Annotated in this window: 6 protein-coding genes; all 6 read right to left on the bottom strand. The window is 48.1% G+C overall.

The annotated features are described in order from the left end of the window. Positions 1-2: 2 nt before the first annotated feature. The 6 genes from A3EU_RS0105620 to A3EU_RS0105595 all read right to left on the bottom strand — a co-directional run bounded on the left by A3EU_RS0105620 (position 3) and on the right by A3EU_RS0105595 (position 13,410). On the bottom strand, positions 3-2,387 hold the full coding sequence (locus A3EU_RS0105620; RefSeq protein WP_020535155.1) for an FtsX-like permease family protein: 2,385 nt from the start codon (positions 2,385-2,387) through the stop codon (positions 3-5). 10 nt (positions 2,388-2,397) lie between these two features. Continuing rightward, on the bottom strand, positions 2,398-4,833 hold the full coding sequence (locus A3EU_RS0105615) for an ABC transporter permease (RefSeq protein WP_020535154.1): 2,436 nt from the start codon (positions 4,831-4,833) through the stop codon (positions 2,398-2,400). 162 nt (positions 4,834-4,995) lie between these two features. Next, positions 4,996-7,374 (bottom strand): ABC transporter permease, encoded by a 2,379-nt coding sequence (locus A3EU_RS0105610; RefSeq protein ID WP_020535153.1) that lies wholly within the window; start codon positions 7,372-7,374, stop codon positions 4,996-4,998. 37 nt (positions 7,375-7,411) lie between these two features. Continuing rightward, entirely contained in the window at positions 7,412-9,838 is a 2,427-nt protein-coding gene (locus A3EU_RS0105605) for an ABC transporter permease (RefSeq protein WP_020535152.1), read from the bottom strand. Positions 9,839-10,167: 329 nt separating this feature from the next. Further along, positions 10,168-12,543, bottom strand: coding sequence for an ABC transporter permease (locus A3EU_RS0105600; protein ID WP_020535151.1), 2,376 nt, complete (start codon positions 12,541-12,543; stop codon positions 10,168-10,170). Between the two features lie 180 nt (positions 12,544-12,723). Next, entirely contained in the window at positions 12,724-13,410 is a 687-nt protein-coding gene (locus tag A3EU_RS0105595; RefSeq protein ID WP_020535150.1) for an ABC transporter ATP-binding protein, read from the bottom strand. Positions 13,411-13,421: the final 11 nt, after the last annotated feature.

Here is a 13,421-nt window from a genome sequence, read left to right as displayed (position 1 = left end):
AATCACTGATTCCGCAAAGCATCCACCGGGTTGCGAATGGCGGCCCGCCAGCTCTGCCCCGCAATGGTCAGGAATGCTACTACCAGCGCCGTTCCACCAGCCAGGCCAAACACCCACCATTCGATATCGATGCGGTAGGCGAAGTTGGTCAGCCACTCTTGCATAGCCCACCAGCCTAATGGGACCGCAAGAAGCACGGCGATGAACACCAGCCACAGAAAATCTTTGGAAAGCAATAACACAATACCGCCAATACTTGCTCCCAAGACCTTACGAATACTAATCTCTTTGGTACGCTGTGCCGCCGCGAAAGTCGCCAAGCCCAGCAAACCAAGTGCCGAAATAAAGATCGTTAGCAAAGTAAAAAGCCACACGACCTGCGAAAGACGCGTCTCATTATCATAAAAACTTGCGACCGTCTGATCCAGGAAAGTATAATCAAAGGCCGCTTCTGGCAGGTGCTCTCTAAACAGGTCTGCCAACTTCGGCAACATCCCATTTAACGCACCCGGGCGCACCCGAACCAGCAAAAAGTTAGGATTGGCCTTATCCTGATCGTTATGTAAAACGTAAGCCCCGATGGGGTGATGAAGCGATTCAAAATGAAAATCTTTGACCACGCCGACGATTTGGGTGCCAGGGTCAAACAAGTTGCCAGGTGTTTGGCCGATAGCCTCTTCTGGCGTCCATCCAAAAATGCTGATCAATTGCTCATTGACCACTACATCGATCGTCGTATCCCCTTCGGCCTGAGCAGTGATAAACTTTCCGGCCAACAACTCCAGGCCTAACAAATCTTCCGACCCTGGCTCCGATAAACTCGCTAATACCCGATGAGGAATCTGCGGATTGTCGGGATCAGAGATGGAGTAACCACTGGTACCTATCCCCGGAAATGCTTGCGCTCGGGCCACTTTTTCTACTCCTACTTGTTGGGCGATATTCTTTTCTAATGCCGTCTTTCCTGCTTCATTGTCCGAACCAGCTAAATTGATGGCCACCACTGCGTCAACACCATAACCAAGCTTTTTCTGCCCCAGGTAAGTGATCTGTTTTTGGCAAAGCAAAGCCCCTGCAATCAGCGCTATACACACCACAAATTGGCCAACCACCAATACCTTCCTGAAGATGGCGTGCCCACTCCCCTGCCGTGCTACGGGTTGTAGCAATTGCTTGGCGTTATTCATTCCCAAAGCCAGCGCCGGGTAAATACCAGCAACCAGCGTAACCGTCAACCATGTTATAGGAATTGACAGCCACCAGCCGTTTTCCAAGAGCTGTTGCCATTCCAAATCACGCTCAGTAAGTGCCGACAAACTGGGAGTCACCAACGTCAACAAACCAATTGAAAGTACAACTGCCAAACCGGTGAGCAGCGCCGTTTCCGTAAGAAACCGGCTAACCATGTGCCGAGTAGAGGCACCTATGGCCTTGCTAATACCAACTTCCCGCAATCGTTGCTGGGAACGAGCTGTAGTCAGGTTGATGTAATTGAAACAAGCGAGCAGTAAAACCACCAGCGCTAAAATCCCCATCAAACGCACTTGCTTGGCATCACCAAGGCGAGTGGCGTACCCTTGTAGTACGCCCGAGGAATGCAAGTGAATATCCGTGAGTGGTTGCGCCCAAAGACTGAACCACCGGTTTTCAGGTGGAGCAGCATCTTCTAAAACAGCCTGTATTTTGGTATTAATATCTGCCAGGTCAAACCCAGGGCGCAGCAGCAAGAACGTTTCATAACTCGCATTGCTCCAATACAAGCGATTGTACGCCCAGCCCACCGAGCTGAAAGAACCAATAATATTTGGTTGCCAAGAAGAATGGTCTGGAAAATCATCAAAAACGCCTGTAATTTCTACGCTTGATTTATTATCAATCAGCAATTCTTTACCGATAGGATTTTGCTCGCCGAAAATTCGTTTTGCGGTACTGGTGTTGACCATAGCGGTAGCCGGACGGTCGAGTACCGTGGCACGATCCCCTGCGACCAATGAGACGTCGAATACATCGAACAAAGTAGAGTCTGCCCAAAAAAGGCGTTCTTCATTCAACCGTTTGTCACCAAAAGCGACGGAGGCTGTGCGGCCAAAGTTATGGTGCAGCAAACGCACGAAAGTCTTCACCTCCGGTATAGCCTCTACGAGTGCAGGGCCTGCTATATTGGGCGCGGTGGCCCAATTTTCATCCAAATCTCCATCTGCTACCTTCAGGTTAACCCTTACGATTTGATCTGCATGGTCATGTTGGCGATCAAAGCTGTACTCTTTTTGCACATATAAAAAAAGTGCCATCGCTGCTGTCATTCCCACCGTGAGCCCCAAGAGGTTGAGAAGCGAGAAAAAGCGGTGTTTGCGCAGTTGGCGCCAAGCTAATTTCAAGTGTAACATAAGCTGAAATTTAGTCGTTTTTTAATGCTTCAACCGGGTTGGCCAGCGCTGCTTGCGTGGCACGAACTCCTACCGTGACGGCCGCCAAGAGCAGCACTCCAATACCTGCGCCTAAAAGCGGCGTGGGCGTGAGATCAATTCGGTAAGCGAAATTTTGTAACCACTCCATACCTCCGTACCAAAAAAGCGGAACGACCACCACAAAGGCAATCACAAGCAAGAATAGAAACTGACGGCTCAACAAAAGCACAATCTGCCCCAACGAGGCACCCAATACCTTGCGAATACCGATCTCCTTAACCCGCTCCGTGAGTAATAAACTCACCAAGCCAAACAAGCCCAGCCCTGCAATGAAACACGCCAAAAGCGTGAAGACACCAAATAGCTTACTGAGTTGCACTTCCGATTTGAATAATTCATTATAGTTCTCATCCAAAAAACTGTAGCGCAGTGGTACATCCGGTTCAAAGGCCGACCAGCTATTTTCTACATGAGCAATGGCTCCGGCAACATCCTCATCACTCAATCGAATGCTGATGTAATCCTTGAAGACGAAATCCTTGAAATAACAAAAAGCCAGGGGTTGGATTTCCTGATGCAGCGATTGCAAATGAAAATCTTTGACGACACCCAGTACTTGTAGCCGTTCCTCGTCGTCATTGCCTTCGTTTTTGATAAGCACGTGCCCGATGGGATTCGTAAGTTCCAGCTTTTTTACTGCTGCTTCATTGAGAATCACTCCAAGTGAATCGCGGCTGTTGAGAATTTTGAAATTTTCTCCAGTCAACAATTCCAGGTCCAGGGTGGGCAAGAAAGTATCATCTGCCAATATCCAATTCAGGCCAGTCCCTTCGGAATTCCCTTCGGCGCGAAAGTCACGCATTTGGTAGCCTGACTGACCAGGTAATCCATTAGAAAAACCCACTTCTGTGATCCCAGGGTGGCGCAGGAGTTCCTCCTTGAAAACATCTTTTCGTTCCTCAATCTCTCTATCATTTTCGATGACGAGAAGGTTGTTTTTTGCAAAGCCTAACTCTTTATTTTGGAAATAGTCCACCTGCTGATAAATGAGCCAACTGCCGGCCATCAGCGCCATCGACAACACTAACTGTACCACAAGCAGGCTATTGCGCAAGCTATAATCTGAAATCAACTTCACCTGCCTCCCGCGCAAAGCATTCATCGTAGTAGACCGACTCAAAAACAAAGCCGGATAAGCTCCAGCCGCCAAGCCGGTAAACAAGCACAAACCCAGGAGTTTCGCCCAAAATATCGGTTGCGTAAAAGCATCACCTTTTATGGTTGCTCCCAACCATTGTGCGGCTCCTTCTTGCCAACCAACGATCAAGACCAAAGCCAAACCGCCAGCCAACACAGCAGTAGCCACCGACTCCGACAAGTGTTGCCGTACCAAACTACCGTAGCTCGCTCCCAACACTTTGCGGACACTCGTTTCGGCAGCCCGTCGCGTAGCCTGGGCCGTAGCCAGGTTGATGAAATTAATAATCGCCATAAATAGCACCAGGTAGGCCGCCCAAAGGAAGAGCCCTACGTAAGTAGCATTCCCATTGGGCCGCATCTCCCGCAGGTAATTTGAAGTCAAGTGAATATCAGTGATCGCTTGTAGTGGATAATTGAAATTTGCTTTTGCCAACAGCTCCGGATTCGATTCCGCCATGGGCATATTCGGAAGTGTTTTAGCCTCCGCTATGTTTTTGAGTTTCGCTTGCAATTGCTCGCGTGCGCCAGGAGTAAGGGCTTTGGTGCGCAAGTAAGTGTGCATCACATTCCAGGTCCACACCTGATTTCGATACAAATCATCAGGATAAGAACTCGCGGAAATCAACATCGTAAACTGCAAGTGACTGTTGGCCGGTTGGTCTTCCATTATCCCGGTAATCGACCAAGGTGTACCGGCATCTTTACCTCCCAGCAACTGACGGCCCAATACTTTGCCATCACGAACAGCTTCCTCTCCGAAGTAGCGTACTGCTGTCGAACGTGGCAGCACCACACTGGCAGGTTCAGCAAAGGCTGTTGCTGGGTCGCCGGCAATCAGTCCGTAGTTTAAGACCTTAAAAAAGTCTTTATCAACGGCAAAAGCTTTGGTTTCCCGAAAAACCTTCTCCAAATCATTGTCTGCACGCATGGTAAAATCCGACCAGTAAAACACCCGGCAGACGGCTTCTACTTCTGGCACATCACTCCTGACAGCCTCAGCCAATGGGGGCGGTGTGGTGGCATAGCGCTCCTCTTCTCCTTCAAAGCCCCACAGGGTATTTACTCGAAAAACTTCATCAGCTTCCTCGTAAAACTGGTCATAGCTACGCTCGTATTGCACATGGTCTGTGATCAATAAAAAAGTAGCCATCCCCACCGCTAAACCCAATACATTGAGTAGCGTAGTTCGGCGATTTTTCAACAGGTAGCGAAGGGTGATTTTCATTGTTTCTTTTTTTATGTTCGTTCCTCACCGTTGTGCGATCCCGACAAAAGGTCGGGATCGCGAGGGTGCTCATCCCGATAAATCGGGTTCGCGGTAGTGCTCGCTCCGCTCGCGGTTTTTTGTATTACCTATAGTCTCCCCCCCCGTGAGCACCAGCGAACACTAATCCTTCCTAATCGCATCCAACGGGTTGGCTACTGCTGCCCTGAGGCTTTGTAACCCTACCGTCAATAGCGCGATTCCGGTGGCTAGCCCGCCAGCTAGGGCAAACATCCACCAACTTAATTCTATCCGATAGACGTAATCTTCTAACCAGTTTTGCATTAGCCAGTAAGCGATAGGCGTTGCAATAACCAGCGCCACAATAACCAACTTCAGAAAGTGAGCAGAAATCAGCTGAACGATGCTGTAAATGGTGGCTCCCAATACTTTGCGAATACCAATCTCGCGGGAACGACGCTCGGCCACGTAAGCCGCCATTCCAAACAGGCCAAGGCAGCTAATGAAAATGGCCAAGATCGTAAAGAAGCCCGCCAAGCGGCCGATCCGCTGCTCCTCGCCAAATTTTTGCTCGTGCATCTCGTCCAGAAATCGATAGTCGAAGACGTTGACCGGATCGTACTTAGTGTAGATTTTTTCCACCGCAGCCAGCGTTTCCTCCGTACCTGCAGTGGGTTTCATTTTGAGGGTAGCATACTGCGAACGCTCGTAGTCGATAAAAAAGATCGTTTGCTTTACAGGCGTATACGGCGACTGCGTAATCATGTCCTCTACCACGCCGACGATAGTGTAAGTCTCGTCTTCTCCCCACTTTATTTTTTGACCAATAGGGTCGGTCAGTCCCATGTATTCTTGTGCTGCTTTGTTGATCACAAAGCCCATCGAGTCGGTCGCAAACTCTCGGGAGAAATCTCTGCCTTCTACGATATTCCAGCCCATAGTTTCCCCAAATTCGTGCGAAACGCGCAGCGTTACAAACTCATCTTGAAAACCTTCCGCTTTGCCCGGCCAGGATAGCCCGCTGTTGGTCACGTAAGTGCTGGTCAGTGGAGCTTCCGACTTGGCGACTTCTTCAATAAAGCCCGTACTCAGCAAGTCTTCACGAAAAGTATCAAAGCGTTTATCGAGTTCAGGGCTCCGCAAATTCAAGCCAATCAAGCCTTCGTTACTAAAACCTATGGGTCGATTTTTTGCAAAATTTATTTGTTGGAAAACAACGATAGTTCCTACGATCAGCACCACGGAAACGGTAAATTGTAACACAACAAGTACCTCCCTCGGGCGATTATTGACAGCACCCTTTTTCATCACCCCTTTCATGGCGTTGACGGGTGCAAAGGAAGACAGGTACAAAGCCGGATAACTACCTGCCAAAAGGCCCGTCAAAACACAAAAGCCAGCACACAGGAGCCAAAAAAATGGCGAGTTCCATTGCACGATCATTTCCTTATCTGCCAACTGGCTGAAGAAAGGCAACAGCACGGTTACCAATACCAACCCAACCAGACCGCCACCAAAAGCCAAGAGCAGTGACTCGCTGTAGAATTGTCCGATCAATTGGCCTCTGCGCGAGCCCATCGTTTTACGGATACCCACCTCGCGGGCGCGTTGCTCAGAACGAGCTGTACTGAGGTTCATAAAGTTGATGCAAGCCAACAGCAAGACGATGAAACCTATCAACGCAAAGGAACGCACATAAGTAATCCGCCCGCCAGCGCTCACGCCATTTTCAAACTCAGAGTGTAAGCGCCACTGCGACATCGGGTGCAAAAACAGTTCTGGCTTGAACCGTAGTCCCTCTGCTTCGCTCATCCGTTCCTGCTTCAGTTTCTCAATCGCGGTGGAGACTTCCGCAAAGGTTTTACCTTCTTTCACTTCCACTAGTGTCTGAAACCAGCTGTTCCCCCAGCTTACCCATTCGGGAAGGCCTTGCTCATAGAGCAGCCAGCTACCCATAAAATCCATATCAGCATAACTGGAATTCTTCGGCAGATCTTCGTAGACCCCGGCGATCGTGACCTGGTTTTCTTCATTCAGATTTAACACTTCTCCTACGGCATTTTCAACGCCAAAAAAATTGCGCGCCGTTGTTTCCGACACCAGAATTGCATCAGGGTTATCCAGTACCGAGCGGGTGCCGTGTATTACATTTAGTCCTAGTAATTCCGGACCACCGGGTTCACTGAAAATGCCATTTTTATTAAGTAAATTTTCTCCTTTGCGTAAGGTATTTACATTGTTAAAAGAGGTCATCACCACAGCCTCAAAATGACTACCATAGTCGTCACGCAACACGGCGGCCGACTGCTTAGGCTGGCTCCACCAGGTTTCTACCACGCCTTCGAAAGTATGATTTTGCATCACGCAAGCGATCCGCTCGTACTTGTCGTGGTATTTATCGAAGGACACTTCCTCCCATATCCAGATGCCAATAATGATGGCAACTGCCATACCTACCCCCAAGCCCATAACATTGAGTAGGGTAAAAAACTTGTTGTTGCGTAAATGCCGATAAGCAATTTTGAAATAGGTATGGAACATGATTAACGGATTTAGAGTGAGTGATTTGAGGGTAGGACTATTCATTACGCAATGCCTCCACCGGATTCGTCAATGCCGCCCGAAGGGCCTGCCCACTGACGGTCAACAACGCAATGAACAACAGGGCTACTCCACCAATGACAATCGTCCAGATATTCATACTGATCCGGTAGGCAAAATTGTTTAGCCAGTTGCTCATCAACCACCAAGCCAACGGCCCGGCAATCAGCAGGGAAACAAGAATCAGGCGAATCATATCAGAAGAAAGCAATGCCCAAAGGCTCGTCACCGAGGCCCCTAACACCTTGCGCAAGCCGATCTCTTTGCGGCGCTGGCGCACCATAATCGCCATCAGCCCAAACAGCCCCAAACAAGCAATAAAAATCGCCAACCCTGCAAAGCCTTGTAATAAAGTATTGGTACGGGCTTCTGCCAGATATTGGTTCAGTACATCTTCTTCCAGAAAAGAATAGTCAAACATTTGGTCGGGGTAAAATTCTTGCCAACTGGCTTCCAGGCGTGGCAAGGTCGTCGCTATCTGAGCAGGGTCCATCTTCACTCCTATTTGGTAATAGAGCATCGATAAAGGCAGGATAGCCGTCGCGGCTACTTCATCATGCAACGAGCTGATATTAAAGTCCTTCGTGACACCTACAATATAGCCTTCTGCATTATTAAAGCCAATGATAATGCGTTTATCAAGCACTTCTTCATAGTTGGTGTATCCCATCTCCTTGGCCAACGTCTCGTTGACGACCAAGGGCCATTCTTCTCCTTCCATGGGAAAGCTGTCCCCTATTCTGGCCGTTTCTTCTGCTGAAACAAATCGCCCCGCCAATAATTCCAGATCGTAATTTTCCAGGTAACGCTCATCAGCAGCCTTCAACTCTATTCTGTTTCGGTGCTCCTGTGGGCTACGCCCTTTAGGATAATAATCCGAACCGATATTATTTCTGGAGGTAGGTGCCCCCAAACTGAAGGTAACCGACGACACCCCCGCTTCCCGCTCCCATTCTTCTTGTAACTGCGGGTTTCGGCCAGTTTCATTGCGCGAAACCTGCAAAATCGCTTCCTGCCGAAAGCCCAGGTCTTTATTTTGAATAAAATCCAATTGCCTTGAAACCGTAATCGCACTGCATATCATTACCAGCGTGATCACAAACTGGGCCAAAATGAGTCCCTTACGCAAGCTCACCTGGCTCTTATCGCTCACTACCTTATTTCCTTTCAGTACCTCATTCGCCTTCTTGCGTGCAATCACCCATGCAGGATAACCACCAGCAATCACACTGATAATCAAAGTGATCAAAAAGACAAATCCAATCAATGAATAGTCTTGCCAACCTTGATACGAAATTTGCTGTTGCAGCTTTTCTTGTAGGTAGGGTAATCCTATTTGCAACAATAACACACTCACCACACCAGCACTCAGTGCAAGCACCAGCGCCTCGCCCCAATATTGGGCCCACAACTGAATGCGACTGGCACCCAACACTTTACGCATCCCTACTTCTTGTTGCTTGCTCAAGTTTTGCGCCAGCGACAGGTTCACAAAATTGAAGCAAGCCATCAACAAAATCAACAGCCCCGTTGCACCTGCAATCCACAAGTACACTGGCCGAATGGCCTCTACTGAAGCTAACCCATCAAAGCGAGGGTCAAAGTGTATCATACCCAATGGCTGCAACCACAACTCATTAGCGACCCCTTCTTCTTCTCCATTCATATACTTATCAACCAATGCCGCCAAGCTGGCCGAAAACTGCGCTGGAGTTTGCCCCTCAGGCAAGCGCACATAAGCGGCACCGCCAATACTATTACCCCATTGATCAGTCGGGAAGCCTAAAAAATCTTCGTTCAGCGAAGCCAACGACACCAACATGTCTGCTGACAGGTGGCTTTGTTTTTCATCTTCATAGGTACCTACTACCGTCAAGTCTAATTTCTCGTCTAGTTTGATCGTCTTCCCGACAGGGTCCTCCGCTCCAAAAATCATTTTTGCGGTTTCCTCCGACAAAACGGCTTTGCCAGGGGCCGCCATCACAGCAGGGTCCACTCCTTGGGCAAGGCCAAAATCAAACATCTCCAGAAAACTACCATCTGCGAAATACACGTCTTCCAGGCGGTAATGGTCCTTTCCGGGTATCCGTACAATGCCCCGACCACTACCGTGTATGCCACTCACCATCTCCAGTTCTGGCACCTCCGCACGCAAGGCATCCACCAGCGGGTAAGGTGTACCTGCACTATATTCGACGTCACCCTGGCTCGTCCCGATATGGGTTACTCGGTAAATACGGTCAGCCGCTGCATGATGTGTATCATAATTAATCTCGTGCCTGATATACAAAAACAACAACATCGCACAACACAACCCTACACTCAACCCCAAGAGGTGAATCCCGGTAAAGAGAGACTGCCGCTTCAGTTGCCGAAGAATCGATTTTAAGGTATGTTTTAGCATAACGGGTACTTCTTTAAACGACTTTCGTCGATGATTTAAATTGATTTGAGGCTGGAGTATAAAACTGTCATTATCAACAATCGACAGATATCCAAGCTCCTTATTTGTGGCCCTGCCCACCGCTCATCGCGGGGGCACCGCGCTATCCGTGGGGATNCCCCCCCACTCCTATCCCTGGTCCTTGCGCCCTCCGGGCACCGCGCTCACCTGTTCGGTTCGCGCCTTAATGATCAGATGTTATTGTACTGAAGGAAACATGGCGCATCCTAGTATTTTGATTCTCCAAACCAACAACCATCAAACTATCCAACAATCAAACTATCAAACCATTATCCATTATCCCGCAATCGTTTCGCCGGATTCACCAGCGCAGCTTTCAGGCTTTGAAAACTGATAGTCACCAGCGCGATCAACAATGCAATCCCAGCCGCCAAGCCAAAGACCAGCCACGGCAATTCAATCCGATAGGTGAAATTATCTAGCCAGCCCTCGAGAAAATACCCCCCCAGAGGTACTGCGACCAATCCGCCTACCAGGATAATCCACACAAACTCTTGTGATAGCAGCAGCCACAATTGGCTTACCGATGCACCCAATATTTTCCGAATGCTTATTTCTTTAGCCCTGCGTTCAGCCAGATAGACAGCTAGCCCCAACAGGCCGAGTGCGGAAAGGAAAATGGCTAAGCCTGCAAAAAGCAAAGCTACTGTACCAATAAAATTGGTGCCACTGAACTTATTTGAATACGCTTCTTCTACAAATTCATAATTGAAGGGAGTTGAGGGGTCGTGAGCTTCAAAGATGGTTTTCAGGCTGGCCAGGGCCTGATCCGTAGGTTGATCGGGGCGTAGGCGAATAAAAACAACACTAAACCACGTTGGCATATTGACAAAAATAGTAGGTCGGACAGGTTCGAATGGTGTTTCCATAATCACGTCTTTTACCACGCCTACTACTTGAAAAGGAGCTTCATCCCAGATAATTTGGGTACTCAGTGGATCTTCCAGCCCCATCCGTTTCACTGCCGCCTCGTTCAAAACAAAAGCCGAGGTATCTGCTCCCGCATAATCCCGAAAAGGTCTACCTTCTATTAATTGAAGGTCGATAGTTTCAAAATAGTCAGGCCCAGTCGCCACAAAAGCTACGCCCAGATTATCGTCTGCTGCTTTTCCAGGCCAACTGATGTTGCTCATGTTTGACCATACAGAGGTGATAGGGCTACCTGATCCCGTTACATTTTCTACCATATTGGAGGCCAATAGCTCTCTCTTAATCGTAGCAAAATTTTCATTAATACCCGGTGTATTCATCACACTTACCAGGCGTTCCTGGTTATAGCCTTTATCTCTTTCCTGGGCATATTTTACTTGCTGGTGTACTACCAGGCTGCCTGCAATCAAGGCAATCGATACCGCAAACTGCGTACCCACCAAAGTTCGGCGGCTCCAACTATTACGTCCACGCTCGATTTGATACGTTTTTTGTAATACTTCTTTTGCTTGATAGCGGGTTAAAAAAAATGCTGGATAACTACCCGCTAGTAGCGTACTAAGTGATAACACCGCCAGCGAAACGCCCCAAAATACTGGCGACTGCCACGGGAGGCTAATACTTTCGCTGACCAACAAATTAAAATAAGGCAAGAGCAATTGTACTAAAATCAAAGACAATACAAAAGCTAGTATGACTGTAAAACCAGCCTCTCCCAGAAACTGCGCCATCAAGTTGGTACGGCGGGCACCTATGGCTTTGCGGACCCCTACTTCCTTACTGCGCTTTTCTGCCCGGGCGGTAGAGATGTTTACAAAATTGATACAAGCAATCAACAGCACCAGCAAGCCAATAATTCCAAACAACTTCACGTAACGAATCAATCCAGTAGTAGCTTTTCCGTCTACGAATTCACCATAAAGGTGCCAATCCTGTAAAGCATGGACGGTAAAAAGAGAGGTATTGTTAGAACTATGGGCTGTTAATACCTCGCGATGCTGGGCCTCTATCTTAGCAATATCTGCAGTAGGTTGCAGTTTGAAATAAAGCTGGAAAGAATTATTGTCCCAGCTCTCTTTAGCTTCCGCTACCCAAGGCTCCCTTTGTTCTTTCAGGCTGAAAGGCAAAAGAAAGTCGAACGCTAAACTTGATTGCTCAGGAATGTCTTGCATCACTCCTGTTACCTGTAAGCTCACCGTATTGTCAAGGGAAATAGTTTGCCCCAACGGGTCTTCTTCTCCAAACAGAGTTTTGGCAACAGATTCACTAATGACAATCTGATTAGGAGCGGACAAAGCCGTAGCTACGTCTCCTTTGAGTAAAGAGAAACTGAAAATGTGTAAAAAGTCCTGCTCTGCGTAAATGCCTGCCCTCAGCAGACGTTGTTCTCCCCGTACAAGGCTGTAATTTGCGCCCCAATCTGTTGCTGCAACATAGGCGACACCCGGAGTCTCTTCACGCAACACCTGGGCTAATGGCAGGCAAAGTGCACTAAAAACAGATGCTTCGCCATCCTTAGGAGTATACTCCTGCATCCCTCGATAAATCAACTCACTATCCGTATAGATACGATCATACTGCCAGTGATGATGCACCCACAACCCACTCAGAATGGCAACTGCCAAACCTACCGATAAACCCAGAATATTGATCGCACTGTAGCCTTTGTTCTTCCAAAGCTGGCGCCAAGCGGATTTTAGGATAATTTGTAACATATCGGGTTTGTTTTAAGGGTAAAATAGTGGGATATTTTTTCAGATGTGGTCGCAAAAAGGCATAAGGACATAAGAGTTAGGGTGCTTGACAACAGTGAACAGTCTCCTGTTTTCGAGTCTATTACTCCTTTATACTCCCCCAACTTTTACACCTATCCAACCTTTACACTTTTACACCATCTAAAGATATTGCTGCACGATATTTTCGGTCACCACTTGGCCATCAAGCATCCGAATGATGCGGTTACCAAATTCGGCACAGTATTGCGAGTGAGTCACCATAATGATGGTCGCTCCTTCCTGATTCAGTTTCACGAGTGTTTTCATCACGTCGTCACCGTTGTTACTATCCAGGTTACCCGTAGGTTCATCCGCCAGGATCAGTTTGGGGTTGTTGATGATTGCACGCCCTACGGCTACCCTTTGTTGTTGCCCGCCTGAGAGTTGTTGAGGAAAATAATTGCGGCGGTGCATCATGTTCATTTTTTCCAGCACCTCTTCTACACGTTCTTTACGTTCGGCACTTCCTACTTTGGTATAAATAAGGGGAAGCTCTACGTTTTCGAAAACTGTCAATTCATCAATCAAATTGAAACTCTGAAAGATGAATCCGATATTGTTTTTTCTCAGGTCAGAACGCTGCCGTTCCGAGTAGCCCGACACTTCGTGCTCCAGGAAATTGTACTTACCGCCCGAAGGGTTATCTATCATACCCAGTATATTCATCAGGGTAGATTTCCCACACCCGGAAGGGCCCATAATGGAGACAAACTCTCCAGCTTTGATTTCGATGCTTACTTCATTTAGCGCCGTTGTTTCCACCTCGTCGGTGCGGTAGACTTTGGTTAGGTTTTCCGTTTTTATCATTGTTGTTTATT

The organism is Lewinella cohaerens DSM 23179 (genome assembly GCF_000379805.1).
GTDB lineage: Bacteria > Bacteroidota > Bacteroidia > Chitinophagales > Saprospiraceae > Lewinella > Lewinella cohaerens.
The sequence above is the reverse complement of the archived record's forward strand: the minus strand, read 5'-3'. Positions and strand labels throughout refer to the sequence as shown.